Source organism: Pseudomonas sp. IT-P100, from assembly GCF_949767185.1.
Taxonomy (GTDB): Bacteria; Pseudomonadota; Gammaproteobacteria; order Pseudomonadales; family Pseudomonadaceae; genus Aquipseudomonas; species Aquipseudomonas fluorescens_B.
Map to the genome: position 1 here is coordinate 601853 of NZ_CATKQK010000022.1, position 18279 is coordinate 620131.

An 18279-nucleotide genomic window follows, 5' to 3' on the forward strand; every position below is an offset into this window, starting at 1 on the left:
TTTTTCGCAAACTTGAGCCTGTATTTGCTTATGGTGTCCAGAACCCTGCTGTGCCTCGCTGTCTTGAGTGCTTCCTCGCCCGTGCTCGCCGATACCGTCTGGTTGAAGAACGGCGACAAACTGAGCGGCAAGATCACGCTGTTTGACGGCGGCAAACTGTTGATTCAGACCGAGTACGCCGGCTCGGTGCCTATCGACTGGAAGCAGGTCAAAACCCTGGAAAGCGATCAGGAGTTGCTGGTCAAGCAGGAAACCTACAAAGGCGAGAAAGCCAAGTCGCTGCACGCGGCAGACGACGGCAAGGTGACGCTGGAAAACGGCGAGGCACCGAAGACGGTCGAGCTGGCGAGTATCCAGCAGATTCTCAAACCCAAGCCGGTCGTCGAAGATCTGGTCTGGAAAGGCAATATCGATGCGGCGCTGGATTACCAGCGGGCGGAAAAAGACACCGACGATTACGACATCGACTTCAAGACCACTGCGCGTCATGGCAGATGGCGGCATATCGCGGAAGGCGAGTACAACCGTGAATTCCAGGATGACGTGGTTACCACCGACAACTGGCGGGGCGAGTACTCCCTCGACCGCTTCCTGACCGAGAAATGGTTCTGGCAGGGCCGCGCGGTCTATAAGCGCGACAAGGTTGAAGAGCTCTCCCGTCAGCGCACCGTCGGTACCGGGCCGGGTTACCAGTTCTGGGATGACGAGCTGGGCGCATTCTCGCTGGGCTCGCTGGTCAACCGCACGGACTACCAGTTCGACGACGGCAGGAAAGAAAACTTCTATTCCCTGGCGATGAAGTGGGATTACAACCGCTACCTGATCGGCAAGAAGGTGGAGTTCTTCACCAATGGCGAAGTGGGCAAGCCGTTGTCGGGCGTGGCAGATTATGCGCTCGATGCGGAAGTGGGCCTGCGCTACAAAGTGACCGAGTGGGCGTCACTTAACCTGAAGGCCGAACGAGACATCATCAGCGGTACCGATGACGATGCCGATCTGGACAAGACCCGCTACACCGCAGGATTCGGTGTGGCCTGGTAAGCCACAAAAAATCGCAGCCCACGGGCTGCGATTTTTTTTGCCTGCAAAACACACAGGCACAAAAAAGCCCCGCTTTTAAGGGCGGGGCTTTTTACTAAAGCAAGTACAAGTTAGATAACTTGAACTTCTTCAGCTTGCATGCCTTTCTGACCGCGGGTAGCGATGAAAGAAACCTGTTGGCCTTCTTTCAGGCTTTTGAAGCCGTCGGATTGGATAGCTTTGAAGTGAACGAACAGGTCGTCACCGGATTGTGGAGTGATGAAGCCGAAGCCTTTTTCATCGTTGAACCACTTAACGGTACCAGTTTGGCGATTAGACATGGTGTAACTCCTTGAACAAAGATAACTGCGACACAGGAAGAACCCTGGCCGAGACTGAGTGCAAAGAGCAGGAAAAATTCTTGTAGATGGTTGGATCGAAATTCAACATATCGTGTAGAGATTCTCAGTGACACAAGCAGCACAGTGGCGCCACCTTAACCCTTTTTCCGGGACGTGCCAATGCTTCCTGCGAAGGTTTCTCTGTTTTCGTGACTGACGGTGCATCGTATTGCGGCGAAGCGCCGGAATTTACGGGGGATCGGCGAGAATTGCGCCACGGTCTTTGAACCCGAAGCGCGCGCCCGGTAAGATGCCGGACAGATTTTTTCCACCTCGCTATTCAGGACACCCGCCATGAGCATCAAATCGGACAAGTGGATTCGCCGCATGGCGCAAGAGCACGGCATGATCGAACCGTTCGTCGAGCGCCAGGTGCGCGGCAGCGACGATAGCCGTGTGATCTCCTACGGCGTGTCGAGTTACGGCTACGACGTTCGTTGCACTAATCATTTCAAGGTGTTCACCAACATTAACTCGGCTATCGTCGACCCGAAAAATTTCGATGCCGGCAGTTTCGTCGACATCCACAGCGATGTCTGCATCATCCCGCCGAACTCTTTCGCCCTGGCGAGCACCGTCGAGTACTTCCGTATTCCGCGCAACGTATTGACCATCTGCCTGGGCAAAAGCACCTACGCCCGCTGCGGCATCATCGTCAACGTGACCCCGCTCGAGCCTGAGTGGGAGGGGCACGTGACCCTGGAATTCTCCAACACCACCAACCTGCCGGCGAAAATCTACGCCAACGAAGGCGTGGCACAGATGCTGTTCCTTGAATCCGACGAAGAGTGCGAAGTTTCCTACAAAGACCGTGGCGGCAAGTATCAGGGCCAACGCGGCGTGACCCTGCCACGTACCTGATCGATTCATCTGGCAGCTAGCGGGAATTCTTGAGCGGGTAGACACTCTACTGAGTGTACTGCCCGGTTCGCGCACAGCGGACCAGGCCTTTGCTCAGGAGTGCTTTATGAAGATCGATCCGCGAATAAGTGCCGAACTGGCAAGGCTTGAGCCCAATCAGGTTGGCGTCTTGGCCTGGTCCTTGTTGGCACATCCGCCAATCAGCATGGCGGGGGGCATCCCCGGCCAGCCTGATCCCGATACCCCTAACGAACAACCCACCGAACCCGGCGAGCCGACCCTGCCGGATGAGCCGCCTCCCGCGCCGGTTGCCTGATTGACAGGTTGTAGACGAATGGCCAGTCAGCTGATGTCCTTGAAGACTTCAGCTGACTGGCCATATTTCGTTATCACCGATGACAAAAATCCTACAGCTGTCGTCCCTTTCGACCTGATACCCACCGGTGAACGCACCGAAGGCCGGAAGCAGGCTGATTTCCCCGGCAAATCTGAAGCACGCCAGCCGCAGGCTTTGCCGACCTCGACCGTTCAACCGATAGACCGGATGCACATGGCCAGCGAGCACGTGCCGCTGCGGATGCGGTTGAGGTTCGTGCTGCAACGCAAACGGCCCCAGTAGCAAAGGCTCAGGCACCACGCGAATGTTCAGCGACGCCGGTGGATCCCCGGCACGTTTGTCGTGATTTCCCCGAATCAGTGTCATGGGCAGCTGGCAGTGTCGCGCTCTCCAGTCGGCCAAGGCCTTCAGCGTCTCGGCGGCATGGGAGCCGGGCCCGTGAAGAAAATCTCCGAGGAAAATCAGCTGACGGCAGGGCAGGGCCGCCAGCAATCCGTCGAGCACGGCGATATTGCTGGAGGTGGTGCCCCGGGGCACCGGCTGGCCGAGCGTTCGGTAGGCGGCGGCCTTGCCGAAATGCACGTCGGCAATCAGCAGGGCTTGTTGCGCAGGCCAGTAGAGGGCCTTTTCCGGCAACAACCATAGTTCTTCACCAGCCAGGCTTATGGGATAGGGCGTACTCATCAGACTTTTCCGGTTTCGGCAGTGTTCTCAAGGTCGCTGACCATGCGCCTGATGCGATCGGCGAGTTTTTCCGAACTCATGCTTTCGCGCATGCGTTCTACCAGCAGTGGAAACCCGAGGGGCGTAGGACGTTTGACCGGATGCACGTCGAGCCTGAGTCGACTGATGTGCTCCAGCGTCTTTTCCAGACGATGAATATCCAGCTCGTTGCGCAGGACTTCTTCCCCGGCCTGGGCCAGGAGCAGGTTCCCGGCGTCGTATTGCTTGAACACTTCGTAAAACAAACCACTGGAGGCCTGAACCTGCCGCGTACTTTTCGGGGCGCCGGGATACCCGGCGAACACGAGCCCCGCAATCCGTGCGATTTCCCGAAAGCGCCGCAGCGCCAGTTCGCCAGCGTTCAGGCTGGCGAGCACATCGTTCAATAACTGCTCAGGACTCAGCAGTCCGGGGTTCAGGACACTGGACCACTCCACACAGGTGGCGCTGAGCAATTCCAGTCCGTAATCGTTGACCGCAATGGAAAACGTCACCGCCTGTTGCTGACTGACACGCCATGCCAGCAGACTCGCCAGCCCCAAATGCACCTGGCGCCCGGCGAAGGGGTAGAGGAAAAGGTGCCAACCCTCACGGGATTTCAGCGTTTCAGCCAGCAGACTGTTCTCGGTTGGCAATCCCGACCAGCGCTGTTGCACCTCCAGTAACGGACGCAAGGCCTGCATTTCAGGACCGATGAACTCGCCCAGCGCCGCTGCACCGAAACGCTCGACTACCGCCCGGGCCAACTCGCTGGAAAGCGGCATGCGCCCACCGTTCCATCGTGGCACCGCGGCTTTCTTTACCGTGCTGCGTTTGACGTAAGCGGTCATGTTTTCCACGCGCACCAATTCGAGCAGTCGGCCGGCAAACAGAAAGCCGTCGCCCGGTTTGAGACGTGCGATAAACCCTTCCTCGACGCTGCCCAGTTGCTTGCCCCCGCCGCCCTTGCTCCAGAACTTCAGCTGGATGCTTGCGTCGCTGACAATTGTGCCGATGCTCATGCGATGGCGCCGGGCCAAGCGCGCATCCGGCACGCGCCAGACACCCTGTTGATCCGGTTCAACGCGGCGATAATCCGGATACGCCGTCAGGGAAAGCCCTCCGTGGCGTACGAAAGCCAGCGCCCAGGTCCAGTCTTCCAGCGTGAGATCACGATAAGCCCAGGCCCCGCGGACTTCTTCATACAACTCATCGGGCAAAAAACCACCGCCCAAGGCCATGCTGACCAGATGCTGAACCAGCACATCCAGCGGTTTATGCGGCGATTCTCGGGGTTCGATCCGGCGCTGCGCCACGGCGTCCTGAGCGGCGGCGGCTTCGATCAACTCCAGGCTGTGCGTTGGCACGAGCGTCACCCGCGACACGCGTCCCGGTGCATGGCCGGACCGCCCGGCACGCTGCATCAGTCGCGCCACTCCTTTGGCCGAGCCGATCTGTAGCACCCGCTCCACCGGCAGGAAGTCTACGCCGAGGTCCAGGCTGGAGGTGCAGACCACCGCTTTGAGCTGGCCGTCATTGAGTGCGCGTTCGACCCAGTCGCGGGTGTCGCGTGACAGCGAGCTGTGATGCAAGGCAATCAAGCCGGCCCAGTCGGGGCGTGCTTCCAGCAGCGCCTGATACCAGATTTCGGACTGGGCACGGGTGTTGGTGAAGACCAGGCTTGCGGGGCTGGCATCCAGTTCCGCGACCACCTGCGGCAACATCTTCAACCCGATATGCCCGGCCCATGGAAAACGCTCGATGGCTGGCGGCAACAGCGTGTCGACGAGCAGCGCCTTGCGGGTCTCGCCCTGAACGCTAATGCCACCGCCTTGTGGGATTAGGACCTGTTCGGCGTGGGCCTGATTACCCAGCGTTGCGGAAACACCCCACACGATCAGTTCGGGATTCCACCGACGCAGGCGAGCGAGGGCGAGTTGCAGTTGTATGCCGCGTTTGTTGCCGAGCAATTCGTGCCATTCGTCCACCACCACCATACGCAAGGTCGACAGCGCGGTTTGCGCGTCGGCACGGGCGAGCATCAGGGTGAGGCTTTCCGGCGTGGTGATCAGCGCGGAGGGCAGCCGCCGGGTCTGCCGCGCGCGTTCGCTGCTGCTGGTGTCGCCGGTGCGCAGGCCAACACTCCACGGGAGCTGCAAGTCGCGCAACGGCGCTTCCAGTGCGCGGGCGGTGTCCGCGGCCAAGGCGCGCATGGGCGTTATCCACAGAACCGTCAGTGGTTCGGCAAGCGGTTTTCGTTTGCGGGATTTTTCAACAGGGGCGGCAGAGGCGAAGCGGTTGAGGGCGGCAAACCAGACGGCGTAGGTTTTGCCGGCACCCGTGCTGGCGTGCAGCAACCCGGATTGCCCTTGTTTGACCGCGGCCCACACCTGTTTCTGAAAGGCGAACGGTTTCCAGCCGCGAGCGGTGAACCAGTGCTTTGCGAAGTCGGAGGAGGTTCCCATGCCGGCGGTGTGCGCTCTGAACGTGTTCTTTCAGTGACCGCGGGGGAATGCGACAAGTTTAATTGCTTTGCTGTCGTGTCAGCGATTGACACCTTACCCCGTGGTAGCGAGCTTGCTCGCGATAGCGGTGTGTCAGTCACCCTATGTGGCGGATGACATGGCCTCACGCAAGCAAGCTGGCTCCCACAGGTTTATCGGCGACGTTTACTTGAGATTACCGCTGAGGAATTGCTTCAACCGCTCGCTCTTCGGATTGCCCAGCACGTCTTCCGGCGCGCCTTCTTCCTCGACCAGTCCCTGATGCAGAAAAAGCACCTGGCTCGATACCTTGCGGGCGAAGCTCATTTCGTGGGTGACCATGATCATGGTCCGCCCTTCTTCGGCCAGACCCTGGATCACCCTGAGCACTTCACCCACCAGCTCGGGGTCGAGCGCCGAGGTCGGTTCGTCGAACAGCATGACTTCCGGTTCCATGGCCAACGCTCGCGCAATGGCCACACGTTGTTGCTGACCCCCGGAAAGAAACGCTGGGTACTGGTCTGCCACGCGTGCAGCCAGGCCAACCTTGTCGAGATAACGACGGGCGCGGTCTTCGGCTTCCTGCTTGCTGCAGCCCAGCACCCGGCGCGGGGCCATGGTGATGTTTTCCAGCACCGTCATGTGGCTCCACAGGTTGAAGTGCTGGAACACCATGGCCAGGCGCGTGCGGATTTTTTGCAGTTCATCGGCGTCGGCCACGTGCATGCCGTGGCGGTCCTTGATCATGCGGATGTTCTGACCGTCCAGGGTCATGGTGCCGTCGTTGGGTTGTTCAAGAAAGTTGATGCAGCGCAGAAAGGTACTTTTACCCGAGCCGCTGGCGCCGATCAGGCTGATGACGTCGCCGGTGTTGGCCTTGAGTGAAACGCCTTTGAGCACATGATGATCGCCATAGCTTTTATGCAGGCCTTCGATGGTCAGTTTGTACATGGGGCATGCATCCTCAAGGCGAAAGTAGGTAACCGCTGCGATAGGCTTCGGTGCCCGCGACGTGGGCGATCACCATGCCGGCAGTGGCCATGCGCCGCAGCGAGCGGGCGTACATCAGCCCGGCGACGGTGCAGTGAACGGGGGTGACGCGGTCATTGACCGGGTCGATGATTTCGGCGACCCGTTGCCCGGCTTCGAGGTATTCCCCCGGCAGCGCTGTGAACACCAGCAAGCCGCCCACGGGCGTAGCCACCGGTTCGACGGCGGCCAGCGGCGTGGCGGGATACGGCAGCTCCGGCAGGGGCGCCGGTTCGCCGGCAATGGCGCCGTGGTGAATCAGGTAATCAAGCAACGCCTGGCAGTCGAGGCTGGCCAATGGATGATTGACGTCACCCTGGCCGCGCAATTCGACGGTCACCGAAAAACTCCCCAGCGGAATATCGAAATGCTCGCCGAAGCGCTCCTTCAACTGCCACCAGAGCAGGGTGAAGCACTCGTCGAACGACTGGCCGCCGGAGTCGGTGGCCAGCAGACTCGCTTCGGCACCGATGTAACGGGCCAGCGGCTCGACCTGCGGCCAGGCCTCTGGCGTGGTGTAGAGGTGCGCGACCGCTTCGAAATCGCAATGCAGGTCCAGCACCACGTCCGCATCACAGGCCAGGCGTTGCAGGATCAGGCGCTGGGATTGCAGTTGAGTGCTGGCGGTCTGTCGCGCCAGCGCCTGACGCAGGCTGCTGCGGATCAGTTCGAGGTTGCGCTGCGGATCGTCGCCCAGTTGGCCTTCGATTTCGTTGCCGACTTCTTCGCTCAGATCGACGAACCAGCGGTTGAAGTTCTGGCCGCTTTCGAGCTCGTAGCGCCCCAGCGGCACATCCATCAGCACTTGTTCGAGGCCGACCGGGTTGGCCACCGGCACCAGCACGATTTCGCTGCGCAGGCGACCGGAGGCTTCGAGTTCCGCCAGGCGCTGCTTGAGGTGCCAGGCGACCAGCATGCCGGGCATTTCATCGGCGTGCAGGGACGCCTGGATATAGATCTTGCCCTGGGCCGTCGTCGGGCCGAAGTGGAAACTGTGAATCTGTCGTGCGGTCCCCGGCAGCGGGGCCAGCAGGTCATGTATCTGGTGGCGCATTTGCAAGAAGTCCTAGTGGGTCGGCCCGAGGAACGCCAGCCATCGGCGTTCGGCGAGGCGGAACAGTCCGACCAGCGCAAAGGTAACGGTCAGGTAGATCAGCGCGGCGATGCCGAACGACTGAAAGGTCAGAAAGGTCGCCGAGTTGGCGTCCCGCGCGACTTTCAGGATGTCCGGGACGGTCGCGGTGAACGCCACCGTGGTCGAGTGCAGCATCAGGATCACTTCGTTGCTGTAATACGGCAACGAGCGCCGCAGCGCCGACGGCATGATCACGTAGGCATACAACTTCCAGCCGGTCAGACCGTAGGCCTTGGCCGCTTCGACTTCACCATGGGCCATGCTGCGGATCGCCCCGGCGAAAATCTCCGTGGTGTAGGCGCAGGTGTTCAGGGCGAACGCCAGGATGGTGCAGTTCATCGCGTCGCGAAAGAACGCATCGAGTATCGGCTGCTCGCGCACGGCGGCCAGGCTGTAAATGCCGGTGTAGCAAATCAGCAGTTGGATATACAGCGGCGTCCCGCGGAACAGGTAAGTGTAGAACTGCACCGGCCAGCGAATGTAGAAATGCGGTGACACCCGGGCGATGGACAACGGGATCGACACCAGGAACCCGATGAAGATCGACGCGCTGAGCAGCCACAGGGTCATGGCCAGGCCTGTGATGTTGTAGCCATCGGTATAGAGGAAAGGTTTCCAGTATTCCTGCAGGAGTTCGATCATCGTACGGCCTCCCGGGAGCCGGCGGAGTAGCGGCGTTCAAGCCAGCGCAGGATGAAGTTGGAGGCGCTGGTGATCAGCAGGTAGATCAACGCGGCCAGCACCAGGAAGTAAAACAGCTGATAACTGCTTTTGCCGGCATCCTGCGCGGCCTTGACCAGGTCGGCGAGGCCGATGATCGATACCAGCGCGGTGGCCTTGAGCATCACCATCCAGTTGTTACCGATGCCCGGCAGGGCAAAGCGCATCATCTGTGGAAACACCACGATCCAGAACCGCTGGCCACGCTTGAGGCCATAGGCGGTCGCCGCTTCGACCTGGCCCCGTGGCACCGCGAGAATCGCGCCACGAAAGGTTTCGGTGAAGTACGCGCCATAAATGAAGCCCAGGGTGATGACCCCGGCGCTGAACGGGTTGATCTCGATGTATTCCCATTCCATGAAGTCGGTGAGCGACGTCAACCAGGTTTGCAGGCTGTAAAAGATCAGCAGCATCAGCACCAGGTCTGGCACGCCGCGAATCAGCGTGGTGTAGATCTGTGCCGGAACGCGCACCAGTTTGACTTTTGACAGTTTGGCACTGGCGCCGAGCAGGCCGAGCAACACGGCCACCAGCAGCGACAACGCCGATAATTTGATGGTCATCCAGGTGCCTTCCATCAGCAACGGGCCGAAGCCCTTGAGGCTGAAGGCAGAGAGCCCCAGATTTTGTAAGAGGTTTTCGAACATAAATCAGCAACCTGATCGGATGAAAAAAGCGCCCATCGCGAGATGGGCGCCGGGCATTATTTGCCGCTGTACAGATTCAGATCGCCAAAGTGTTTCTTCTGAATGGTGGCGTAGGTGCCATCGTCGTGTAACGCTTTGATACCTTTATCCAAAAGTGCCTTGAGGTCTTTGTTACCTTTAGAGATACCGATAGCTGTTTTGGCTGGCAGCAATTCGCTGTCGACCGGCTTGCTGACTTCGTAGCCTTCGCCTTTAGGCGACTTCAAGAAGCCCAGTTCGGCTTGCAGCATGTCCTGGATTGCCGCATCGAGGCGACCGGACATCAGGTCCGAATACACCTGGTCCTGGTTCTGGTAAGCCTGGGTTTTCACGCCAGCCTTGTCCAGCACGGCCTTGGCGTAGGCTTCCTGGATGGTGCCTTGCTCGTAGCCTACGGTCTTGCCCTTCAGGGACGCGACGTCTTCGCTCAGCCCGGAACCTTTCTTGAACACGTAAGCGGTTGGGCCGGAGAACAGCTCGCTGGAGAAGTCGATGACTTTTTCGCGGGCCGGGGTGACGGTCATCGAAGAGATCACACCGTCGAATTTATTGGCCTTCAGGCCCGGAATCATGCCGTCGAAATCGCTTTCGACCCATTTGCACTTGACCTTCAGCTCGGCGCAGATCGCGTTCCCCAAATCGATGTCGAAGCCCACCAGGCTACCGTCGGCCGCTTTCGACTCGAACGGTGCATAGGAAGGGTCAACGCCGAAACGCAGTTCTTTGTATTCCTTGGCCAGCGCGGAGCCGGCAGCCATGCACAACGCCAGTGCAGAAAGGGTCAGCAATGCTTTTTTCATTATTCAATCCCTAAGAACCAATATGAGCGCTTGTGGCGCAGAATTATTGTTACTGGAAAGCGTAAGACCCATTGAAAGTAGCAATTTCCGAACCAGAGTGCCGAACAAGCGTTTTAAAAGGTGATACGAGAAATGGCAAGGCGGGATTTGTGCACGAAAACGGGCGTCGCAAACAGGTTGCACCAAATCAGGTCGTTCGGACGCAATCCTGTGGCGAGGGAGCTTACTCCCGCTCGATTGCGCAGCCGTCGTAAATCTCTGTAAACCGGGACCGCTTCGCGTTCCAGCGGGCGCAAGCGCCCTCGCCACAAGGCCTCTTTCAGCCCAACAAATCCTGCAATGTGGCCAGATTGTCAGCCTCTTCAACGGATTTATCCTGCCGCCACCGCAACATCCGCGGAAACCGCACCGCTATCCCGCTCTTGTGCCGCTTGGACAGGGCAATCCCTTCAAACCCCAGCTCAAACACGAGGCTCGGTTTCACGCTGCTGACCGGTCCGAATTTTTCGACGGTAGTCTTGCGCACAATGCTGTCGACCTGGCGCATCTCTGCGTCGGTGAGCCCCGAATAGGCCTTGGCGAACGGCACCAGAGTGCGTTCGCTGGCGTCCGGCGGGCCGTCCCACACGGCGAAGGTGTAGTCGCTGTAGAGACTGGCCCGACGGCCATGCCCGCGTTGCGCGTAGATCAGCACCGCGTCGACGCTGAACGGGTCGACTTTCCATTTCCACCAGACGCCCATGTCCTTGGTGCGGCCGACGCCATATAACGCATCGCGGGCCTTGAGCATCATGCCTTCGACGCCGAGGCGGCGGGAGGCTTCGCGTTGGCGGGCGAGGTCGAACCAGTCTTCCCCGGTGAGCACGGGGGAGGGCAGTAACACCGGGTTGCTGCAGTCAGCGATGACGTGCTCCAGTTGGGTGCGACGCCTGGCTTGAGGCTGGTTGCGCCAGTCTTCGCCCGCCCATTCCAGCAAGTCGTAGGCGAGCACAACCACCGGGACTTCTTCGAGGATTTTCTTGCCCAGGGTTTTACGGCCGATCCGCTGTTGCAGCAGGGCGAACGGTTGGACCGCGGGCGGCGTTGGCGCCAGTGGATCGAAGGCATCCTCGGTGTCCGGTGGCGAGGTTTTCCAGGCAACGATTTCACCGTCGATCACCGTGCCGTCGGGCAGGCCGTGGACCAGGCTGTCGAGTTCGGGAAAGCGTTCGGTGACCAACTCTTCACCGCGGGACCAGATCCACAGTCGGCCGTCGCGCTTGACCACTTGGGCACGGATACCATCCCACTTCCATTCCACTTGCCAGTGGCTGGCCGGGCCGAGCAACCCGTCGAACTGTTCGACCGGTTGGGATAGCGCATGCGCCAGAAAAAACGGATAGGGCTGACCGCCGCGCTGAGCATGTTCATCCGACGATTCGGCCGCAATCAGCTTCAGGTAACTGGCCGCGCTCGGGCGATTGGACAGGTCGGTGTAACCCACCAAACGCTGGGCCACGCGTTTGCTGTCGAGCTGTGCCATCGCCGCCAGGGCGCGGGTCACCAACAACTTTGAGACGCCGACGCGGAAACTGCCGGTGATCAGTTTGATGCAGAGCATCAGGCTGGGGCGGTCCAGTTGCGACCAGAGTGTTGGCAACTGTTCGGCGAGCACTTCGGGAGATTCGCCGCGCAACGGCAGCAGTTTTTCTTCGATCCACACCGCCAATCCGTCGGTGGAGCTGTGGGGCGTTTCAGGCAGTACCAGCGAGATGGTTTCCGCAAGATCGCCGACCGCCTGATAACTCTCTTCGAACAACCACGGCGACAGGCCGGAGTACGCTACGGCGAGTTCTCGCAGGATGCGCACTGGCACCAGTTGGCGAGGGCGTCCGCCGGACAGAAAATACACCGCCCATGCCGCGTCTTCCGGCGCGGCCTGGGCGAAGTAATGTTGCATGGCCGCCAATTTGGCGTTGCTCGAGGTCGTGGCATCAAGTTCCGCATACAACTCGGCGAAGGCCTTCATGGCAGCACCTCGGTGCTCTCGGGGTCGGTGGTTGTAATGTCTTCTTCATCGTCGCCGTACTCGGTGGTGAACCCTTGGGCGTCGAGACCTTGTTCGCGCAGATGGCGCACCAGGACCGCCACCGAACCATGGGTGACCATGACGCGCTCGGCGCCGGTCTGCTCGATGGCCCAGAGCAGGCCTGGCCAGTCGGCGTGGTCGGACAACACGAAGCCACGGTCGACACCGCGCCGGCGCCGTGTGCCGCGTAAACGCATCCAGCCGCTGGCAAAGCCATCGCTGTAGTCACCGAAGCGGCGCATCCAGGTGCTACCGCCAGCGGAAGGCGGGGCCAGAATGAGCGCGTTGCGCATCATCGGGTCGCTCTTTTTGACATCGCCGGCGTAGATCGTCGGCGGTAAATACACGCCGCTCTCGCGATACACCCGGTTGAGCGGCTCGACGGCACCGTGCACCAGAATGGGGCCGATACTGGCGTCGATGCCGTGGAGAATCCGCTGTGCCTTGCCGAAGGAATAGCAAAACAGCACGCTGGCCTTGTCTTCGACGGCGTTGGCTTGCCACCACTGATTGATCTCTGCAAACACCTGCGCCTGGGATTGCCAGCGGTAGATCGGCAGGCCAAATGTCGATTCGGTGATGAAGGTGTGGCAGCGCACCGGTTCGAAAGGCGCGCAAGTGCCGTCGGGCTCGACTTTGTAATCTCCTGAAGCGACCCAGATCTCGCCGCCGTATTCCAGCCGCACCTGTGCGGAGCCGAGCACATGGCCGGCGGGATGAAAACTCAGGGTGACGCCGTGGTGCAGCAGCCGTTCGCCATAGGCCAGGGTTTGCAGGTTGATGTCCTGGCCCAGTCGCGCGCGCAATATCCCTTCGCCGGGGGCGGCCGCCAGATAGTGCTGGTTGCCGCCTCGGGCATGATCGCCGTGGGCGTGGGTGATAACCGAACGCTCGACCGGCCGCCACGGGTCGATATAGAAATCGCCGGCGGGGCAATACAAGCCTTCGGGACGCGCGATAACAAGATCCATGTTGTTACCAAAATGGAGGGACTTGTTAGCTATGAGGTTTGGCCGAGGTCAGAAGTTCTATGGATTTTTTGCAACGATCAAAAGCAAAAGATCGCAGCCTTCGGCAGCTCCTGCAGATGAACGCGAATCCACTGTAGAAGCTGCCGAAGGCTGCGATCTTTTGATCTTTTCTTTGCTCTTATTTTCCGGGTGTCAGCGTCAATCGCTTGGTCCCGTACACCTTGTCGTAGTTCTGCGGTTGCATCGGCAGACTCACGTATTGCCCCTTGAGCCACGGCTGCACGCTGTCGAGGTAATGGGGGCTGGCCGGATTACCGGACTGACCCGTGCCGTTCTGGCCCATCAGCGGTTCGGCCTGGCCGAAGTCGACGATGAAGCGCATGGCCGGCGCCAGCGTGGTGTTGAAATCCTGGCCCCAGGCGAACGCCGCGGTGTTCAGCGTAGTGTGATCGCCGCCGGCCGCGAGCGGGCCGCGCACGGTCTGGCCACTGGCGTTTTTCCACTCATAACGGTGCAATTTTCCCCACTGCCAGGCTTTGTGGTCGCCACCCAACTGGCTGTCGCCGGCGGTGATGGCGGCTGCAAGGCTGCGGGCGAGGATCGCTGGTTTGTCTTCTTTCTGCGGCGTGCGCGCGTCATCCCAGAACGGGCTGTCTTCACGGCCCAGCAGGTGATCGGCCTGGGCCGCGTAGGACAACTTGCCGTTGGCGATAAAGGCTTTCCATGCGGGGCTACTTTCCGGGCCCAATTCGTCGAGGAAAATTTGCTGCGCGCTTTGCTGCAGGAACAACTCGTAAATCGCCGCATCGGCGGAGGTCGGCGCGAGTTTGCCGTCGAATGCCATCAGGCGGGTCAGCGCTTCATGAGCCTTGCCGCGATCAGCGACCGGCAGCGCCTCGATAGCCTGTTTCAGCGGTTGGGCCATACCCGGCGCTGCAAACATCTTCTTCAGTTTGGCGGCGAAGGTGGTGGTCTGATCGTATTGCATGGCGATCACACCGCGCGTGTCGTGTTTGCCCGCGCCGGCCAGTTCGGCCATGCGTTCGCCGCGCTCCGGCGCCGACCACGAGTTGGACAGCTGCATGCCGTAGCCATGGGGAATGACCCGCTGGTTGGCGGTGCCGAGCCAGCCTTGCGCCGGATCCTGATCGTACGGGTGCAGCATCGGGTCAGCGTAACCGTCCCAGTCGTAACGACCTTCCCAGCCCGGCGACGGTAGCAGGCCTTCGCCTTCGCGGCGGTTCGGGTAACGGCCGGTGACTTGCCAGCCGATGTTGCTGGCGTCGGCGAAGACCAGGTTCAGCGTGATCGCGCGGATTTCACGGCTGGCGTCCGAGGCTTTCTCGACGTTCTGCGCCCGGGACAGGTCGAAAAACGCGTCCAGGGATTTGTCATCGGTGAAGTTCGGCGTCTGCAATGCCAGACCCAGGCCGTTATCCAACGCTGTGCCTTTGGCACTGTTGAGCAGCGGTCCATGGCGGGTTTCGTACACCGCTTCGCGAATCGGCCGCTGGCCTTTGACGAAGTAGGTTTCGTTGCGAACGATGGCCGGCTGCCATTTGCCGCCGACTTCGTAGGAAAGTCCGTTGCCCTGGCGTTTGATTTTTTCCAGGAACAGGTCCTGGTTGTCGCCCATGACCGACGCCATGCTCCACGCCACTTTGCCGTTGAAGCCGCCCAGCACCATCGGCAAACCGGCGATGGTCACGCCGGACGCCTGATATTTCGGTGTACGAATCTGCACGTAACTGAGCAACGACGGCACGCCCAGCGGCCCATGGCTGTCGCTGGCCAGCAGGCTTTTGCCGCTGCGGCTGCGTTGCGGGGCGATCGCCCAGTTGCTCGATGACGTAGCGCCCAGCAGATTCAGGTCGGACAGTTGAGCTGTGGCCTTGCTGATGTCGGTGAGCCCCGCAATTGCACCGTTCAGCTTGAGGCCCTGAAGTTTTTCGGCTTCGGCCACGGGCAGTTTTTCGTCGGGAGCGGACGGTGTCAGCCAGGCGAGTTTGTCGGTGGTGACCGTTTGGGCCAGCACCAGCGAGGAAATTTCCTCGGGCAGGTTCGCCGATTGACTGAAGTTCAGCAGGCAGAAAATCAGCGCCGAGTCTTCCGGTTTCCAGTACTCGGGCTTGTAGCCGGTGGCCGCGAGGTCTGCCGGGAGCTTGTCGCGGTAGCGGAACAGGTAGGCGTTGACCCCGCGGGCATAGACTTCGAAGAAGCGTTTAAGGCGCGGCGACGAGGCCTTGTACAACTCTCCGGCGCTTTTCTTCAGGTTGACGGCGCGCATGTAACGGTCGGCATCCAGCAGGTCCGAGCCGGACATCTCCGACAAACGGCCCTGGGCCAGCAGGCGCAGGGTGACCATTTGCGTGATGCGGTCGCTCGCGTGCACGTAACCGAGGGTGAACAGTGCGTCGTGGAACGTGCTGCTTTCGATCAACGGCATGCCCATGGCATTGCGGCGCACTGAAACGTTCTGCGCCAGACCCTTGAGCGGCTGCACGCCAGTCGTCGGCGGGAGGGTGTCCTGGGTGTTCCAGGTCTGACAACCGGTCAGGCTCAAAACACCGGCCACTGCTGCGGCAACGCCGAACCGGGGAAGAAAATGTGTGAGGGCTGGCGAGGCCATGGCAAAGCTCCTGCGGGGGTAGAGGCGCAATAAAGGCGCTACGTTAGAGAGCAGGAGGTGGCCGCGCAAGCGGGGTATGGGGTTATTTCAGGATTTGTCTGATAAACCGAGGTCAGCGATGTCCCTGTGGCGAGGGAGCTTGCTCCCGCTGGAGTGCGCAGCGCTCCCAAACCGGGCTCATCGGAAACAGAGGTGTCTGGATTGCGTCTGCTGCGCAGCCGGGCGGGAGCAAGCTCCCTCGCCACAGGGGTTGTGAATACTGAGGGGCTGTGGTGTTCCTCAGGGCTTGGGTGGGTTGATTTTCGCCGCAAGGGCATACGCCTTCACCGTCGCCGGCCGATCCTGGATGTGGTTGAACCAACGCAGAACATTCGGGAAATCCTCCAGATTCTGGCTCTGCCATTTGTGGGAAACGATCCAGGGGTAGATCGCCATGTCGGCAATGCTGTATTCGTTGCCGGCGACAAACTCGTTGTTCGCCAGTTGCTTGTCGAGTACGCCGTAAAGGCGCGCCGTCTCATCGATGTAGCGCTTGATCGCGTAAGGGATTTTCTCCGGCGCGAACTGGCTGAAGTGATGATTCTGCCCGGCCATCGGCCCCAGCCCGCCCATCTGCCAGAACAACCATTGCAGCGCCTGCTGGCGACCGCGCAGGTCCTTGGGCAGGAACTTGCCGGTCTTTTCCGCCAGGTACAGCAGAATCGCCCCGGACTCAAACAGCGACAGAGGTTCCCCGCCATCGGCTGGCTCATGATCGACGATCGCTGGAATTCTGTTGTTCGGAGAGATTTTCAGGAAATGCGGCTGGAACTGTTCGTTCTGGCTGATGTTGATCGGGTGCACGTTGTAAGGCAGGCCGGCTTCTTCCAGGAAAATCGAGATTTTGTGGCCGTTGGGGGTGGTCCAGTAATACAGGTCGATCATGAAGTACTCCACATCAAGAGACATTGTCAGGAATGGACAGCAACCGCGGGCATCAGGTCGTCCTGTTTGCGATCGAAGGCTTGTCTGCAGGAGGAGGTGATGCTGAAGTGCGTGAAATTCAATGACCTTGCGTGAGAATAGTCGGCATGGAGCTCAAGACCAACGCGGTACTGATCATCATCGATCAACAAAAAGGCATCCTGGAGCCCCGGCTCGGCCGGCGAAACAATCCTCAGGCTGAGGCGCGGATTCTGGAACTCCTGGGTTATTGGCGTGAAACCGGGCGCCCGGTGATTCACGTCCAGCATCTGTCGCGTTCGCCGGACTCGGTGTTCTGGCCGCAGCAGTCGGGCGTGGAATTTCAGGAGCGGTTCCAGCCATTGGCCGGCGAGCAGTTGATTCAGAAACAGGTACCGGATGCGTTTTGTGCAACGGGGTTGGAGGCGGGATTGCGCGAAGAGGGGATCGATCAGTTGGTCATCGTTGGCGTAGCGACCCACAATTCGGTGGAGTCCACGGCGCGAACGGCCGGGAATCTGGGGTTCGAGACATGGGTGGCGGAGGATGCGTGCTTCACGTTCGACAAGGCGGATTACTTTGGTAATGCCCGTTCTGCCGAGGACGTGCATGCCATGTCGCTGGGGAATCTGCAGGGGGAGTATGCGACGGTTGTCCGCACGGCGCAGGTATTGAACGCAAACTGAAAAGCCTGTGCGTTAACTGACAAATTGAGGGTGAACAGTACGGCTGCCATCGCGGGCAAGCCCGCGATAGCGATTCAAGAGGCGAAGAATTTTTTCGCCTGAAACATCAAGCGCCGTGGCACTTCTTGAATTTCTTGCCATTGCCGCACGGGCAAGGATCGTTACGGCCGACGTCCTTCAAGGCGTTGCGTACCGGTTCCTGGTGCGCGTGGCCGCAGTTCGGGCCGTGAACATGGCCATGGTCGTGATCATGGTGGTCGTGATGGTCATGATCGTGGTTGCAGTCAGGGCCATGGACGTGGGGTTGCTGGGTCATCGGGTGTGCTCCGGAATTAAATCGGCGGGGATTATCACGCCTTTGCGCGCCAGGTGCACGTAGTGCGCGATGAACACACCAGTTTCCAGCTCACCTTCAAGACGATAGGGGATGGGTTGCTCGGGTTTTTTCAACAGTTTCACCAGATCCCGCACCTTCGGCCACAGGTTGGTGCGGATCGGCACTTTGAAATACGCGCTGCGCCTGGGGCTGACCGTAAACCAGTGTTCATGCTCGCCTTCGGTCAGCAGCATGTCGCCCAGGTGAATCCGGTATTCGAGGCCGCGTACCGTCAGGTCGCTGTCTCGAGGGTTGTCGACGCGAAAGAACAACAGGAAGCGTTGCTCCATCAGCTTCGCCCGGACTACTTCGACCTTGACCAGATGCACTTGAGGTTCCGGCTCATCGTCGCTGAACCAGGACGCACAGCCGCCAAGCCCGAGAAACAGGAGCAGGGTGAGCAGAAAAAGTGCGAATCGCCTGGTGATCATGG

Annotated in this window: 18 protein-coding genes; 4 read left to right on the plus strand and 14 right to left on the minus strand. The window is 60.1% G+C overall.

Annotation, left to right across the window (positions count from 1 at the left end; genetic code table 11):
• Positions 1–30: 30 nt before the first annotated feature.
• Positions 31–1041, plus strand: coding sequence for a DUF481 domain-containing protein (locus ACM6IQ_RS18960; protein ID WP_414879533.1), 1011 nt, complete (start codon positions 31–33; stop codon positions 1039–1041).
• A 110-nt stretch (positions 1042–1151) separates the two neighbouring features.
• On the opposite strand, the gene ACM6IQ_RS18965 is transcribed toward ACM6IQ_RS18960, so the two are convergent.
• Positions 1152–1361 carry a cold-shock protein gene (locus ACM6IQ_RS18965; RefSeq protein WP_002554837.1) on the minus strand — a complete coding sequence of 70 codons (210 nt, stop codon included), beginning with the start codon at positions 1359–1361 and terminating at the stop codon, positions 1152–1154.
• Between the two features lie 354 nt (positions 1362–1715).
• Here ACM6IQ_RS18965 and dcd point away from each other — a divergent pair, with 354 nt between their 5' ends.
• Complete coding sequence (dcd, locus tag ACM6IQ_RS18970) at positions 1716–2282, plus strand: dCTP deaminase (RefSeq protein ID WP_007904652.1); 567 nt, start codon at positions 1716–1718, stop codon at positions 2280–2282.
• A gap of 106 nt (positions 2283–2388) precedes the next feature.
• A complete protein-coding gene (locus ACM6IQ_RS18975; RefSeq protein WP_017336784.1) occupies positions 2389–2598 on the plus strand; it encodes a hypothetical protein in 210 nt (69 codons plus the stop codon).
• A 48-nt stretch (positions 2599–2646) separates the two neighbouring features.
• On the opposite strand, the gene pdeM is transcribed toward ACM6IQ_RS18975, so the two are convergent.
• From pdeM to ACM6IQ_RS19030, 11 genes are all read right to left on the minus strand, one after another.
• Positions 2647–3303 (minus strand): ligase-associated DNA damage response endonuclease PdeM, encoded by a 657-nt coding sequence (gene pdeM, locus ACM6IQ_RS18980; protein WP_414879534.1) that lies wholly within the window; start codon positions 3301–3303, stop codon positions 2647–2649.
• Positions 3303–5786 (minus strand): ligase-associated DNA damage response DEXH box helicase, encoded by a 2484-nt coding sequence (locus ACM6IQ_RS18985; RefSeq protein WP_414879535.1) that lies wholly within the window; start codon positions 5784–5786, stop codon positions 3303–3305. Before ACM6IQ_RS18985 ends, pdeM begins: the two co-directional genes overlap by 1 nt.
• Positions 5787–5990: 204 nt before the next feature.
• Entirely contained in the window at positions 5991–6755 is a 765-nt protein-coding gene (locus ACM6IQ_RS18990) for an ABC transporter ATP-binding protein (RefSeq protein WP_017336787.1), read from the minus strand.
• A 13-nt stretch (positions 6756–6768) separates the two neighbouring features.
• Positions 6769–7887: a succinylglutamate desuccinylase/aspartoacylase family protein gene (locus ACM6IQ_RS18995; RefSeq protein ID WP_017336788.1), complete on the minus strand. Its 1119-nt coding sequence runs from the start codon at positions 7885–7887 to the stop codon at positions 6769–6771.
• Positions 7888–7899: 12 nt separating this feature from the next.
• Complete coding sequence (locus tag ACM6IQ_RS19000) at positions 7900–8610, minus strand: ABC transporter permease (RefSeq protein ID WP_017336789.1); 711 nt, start codon at positions 8608–8610, stop codon at positions 7900–7902.
• Positions 8607–9335, minus strand: coding sequence for an ABC transporter permease (locus ACM6IQ_RS19005; RefSeq protein ID WP_017336790.1), 729 nt, complete (start codon positions 9333–9335; stop codon positions 8607–8609). The genes ACM6IQ_RS19000 and ACM6IQ_RS19005 overlap by 4 nt, the downstream gene beginning before the upstream one ends.
• A 56-nt stretch (positions 9336–9391) precedes the next feature.
• Positions 9392–10174 (minus strand): transporter substrate-binding domain-containing protein, encoded by a 783-nt coding sequence (locus tag ACM6IQ_RS19010; protein ID WP_017336791.1) that lies wholly within the window; start codon positions 10172–10174, stop codon positions 9392–9394.
• Between the two features lie 319 nt (positions 10175–10493).
• On the minus strand, positions 10494–12182 hold the full coding sequence (locus ACM6IQ_RS19015) for an ATP-dependent DNA ligase (RefSeq protein ID WP_414879536.1): 1689 nt from the start codon (positions 12180–12182) through the stop codon (positions 10494–10496).
• On the minus strand, positions 12179–13213 hold the full coding sequence (locus ACM6IQ_RS19020) for a ligase-associated DNA damage response exonuclease (protein WP_414879537.1): 1035 nt from the start codon (positions 13211–13213) through the stop codon (positions 12179–12181). Before ACM6IQ_RS19020 ends, ACM6IQ_RS19015 begins: the two co-directional genes overlap by 4 nt.
• 178 nt (positions 13214–13391) lie before the next feature.
• Positions 13392–15842: a penicillin acylase family protein gene (locus ACM6IQ_RS19025; protein ID WP_414879538.1), complete on the minus strand. Its 2451-nt coding sequence runs from the start codon at positions 15840–15842 to the stop codon at positions 13392–13394.
• A gap of 279 nt (positions 15843–16121) precedes the next feature.
• Positions 16122–16766: a glutathione binding-like protein gene (locus ACM6IQ_RS19030; protein ID WP_414879539.1), complete on the minus strand. Its 645-nt coding sequence runs from the start codon at positions 16764–16766 to the stop codon at positions 16122–16124.
• Positions 16767–16912: 146 nt separating this feature from the next.
• Between ACM6IQ_RS19030 and ACM6IQ_RS19035 the strand changes: the two genes are divergently transcribed.
• Positions 16913–17470 carry a cysteine hydrolase family protein gene (locus ACM6IQ_RS19035; protein WP_414879540.1) on the plus strand — a complete coding sequence of 186 codons (558 nt, stop codon included), beginning with the start codon at positions 16913–16915 and terminating at the stop codon, positions 17468–17470.
• A gap of 106 nt (positions 17471–17576) precedes the next feature.
• Here the strand turns inward: ACM6IQ_RS19035 and ACM6IQ_RS19040 are convergent, their stop codons facing one another.
• Positions 17577–17786: an SEC-C metal-binding domain-containing protein gene (locus tag ACM6IQ_RS19040; protein WP_007906737.1), complete on the minus strand. Its 210-nt coding sequence runs from the start codon at positions 17784–17786 to the stop codon at positions 17577–17579.
• Positions 17783–18277, minus strand: a complete 495-nt coding sequence (locus ACM6IQ_RS19045; RefSeq protein ID WP_017336798.1) for an LEA type 2 family protein — start codon at positions 18275–18277, stop codon at positions 17783–17785. The genes ACM6IQ_RS19040 and ACM6IQ_RS19045 overlap by 4 nt, the downstream gene beginning before the upstream one ends.
• Positions 18278–18279 lie beyond the last annotated feature (2 nt).

Bases quoted from the DNA above. Each gene is read 5' to 3' on its own strand.
- ACM6IQ_RS18990 (WP_017336787.1), bottom strand. From the start codon at position 6,755: ATGTACAAACTGACCATCGAAGGCCTGCATAAAAGCTATGGCGATCAT.
- ACM6IQ_RS19025 (WP_414879538.1), bottom strand. From the start codon at position 15,842: ATGGCCTCGCCAGCCCTCACACATTTTCTTCCCCGGTTCGGCGTTGCC.
- ACM6IQ_RS18960 (WP_414879533.1), top strand. From the start codon at position 31: ATGGTGTCCAGAACCCTGCTGTGCCTCGCTGTCTTGAGTGCTTCCTCG.
- ACM6IQ_RS19035 (WP_414879540.1), top strand. From the start codon at position 16,913: ATGGAGCTCAAGACCAACGCGGTACTGATCATCATCGATCAACAAAAA.
- dcd (WP_007904652.1), top strand. From the start codon at position 1,716: ATGAGCATCAAATCGGACAAGTGGATTCGCCGCATGGCGCAAGAGCAC.
- ACM6IQ_RS19040 (WP_007906737.1), bottom strand. From the start codon at position 17,786: ATGACCCAGCAACCCCACGTCCATGGCCCTGACTGCAACCACGATCAT.
- ACM6IQ_RS19000 (WP_017336789.1), bottom strand. From the start codon at position 8,610: ATGATCGAACTCCTGCAGGAATACTGGAAACCTTTCCTCTATACCGAT.
- ACM6IQ_RS18985 (WP_414879535.1), bottom strand. From the start codon at position 5,786: ATGGGAACCTCCTCCGACTTCGCAAAGCACTGGTTCACCGCTCGCGGC.
- ACM6IQ_RS19030 (WP_414879539.1), bottom strand. From the start codon at position 16,766: ATGATCGACCTGTATTACTGGACCACCCCCAACGGCCACAAAATCTCG.
- ACM6IQ_RS18965 (WP_002554837.1), bottom strand. From the start codon at position 1,361: ATGTCTAATCGCCAAACTGGTACCGTTAAGTGGTTCAACGATGAAAAA.
- ACM6IQ_RS19015 (WP_414879536.1), bottom strand. From the start codon at position 12,182: ATGAAGGCCTTCGCCGAGTTGTATGCGGAACTTGATGCCACGACCTCG.
- ACM6IQ_RS19010 (WP_017336791.1), bottom strand. From the start codon at position 10,174: ATGAAAAAAGCATTGCTGACCCTTTCTGCACTGGCGTTGTGCATGGCT.
- ACM6IQ_RS19005 (WP_017336790.1), bottom strand. From the start codon at position 9,335: ATGTTCGAAAACCTCTTACAAAATCTGGGGCTCTCTGCCTTCAGCCTC.
- pdeM (WP_414879534.1), bottom strand. From the start codon at position 3,303: ATGAGTACGCCCTATCCCATAAGCCTGGCTGGTGAAGAACTATGGTTG.
- ACM6IQ_RS19045 (WP_017336798.1), bottom strand. From the start codon at position 18,277: ATGATCACCAGGCGATTCGCACTTTTTCTGCTCACCCTGCTCCTGTTT.
- ACM6IQ_RS18995 (WP_017336788.1), bottom strand. From the start codon at position 7,887: ATGCGCCACCAGATACATGACCTGCTGGCCCCGCTGCCGGGGACCGCA.
- ACM6IQ_RS18975 (WP_017336784.1), top strand. From the start codon at position 2,389: ATGAAGATCGATCCGCGAATAAGTGCCGAACTGGCAAGGCTTGAGCCC.
- ACM6IQ_RS19020 (WP_414879537.1), bottom strand. From the start codon at position 13,213: ATGGATCTTGTTATCGCGCGTCCCGAAGGCTTGTATTGCCCCGCCGGC.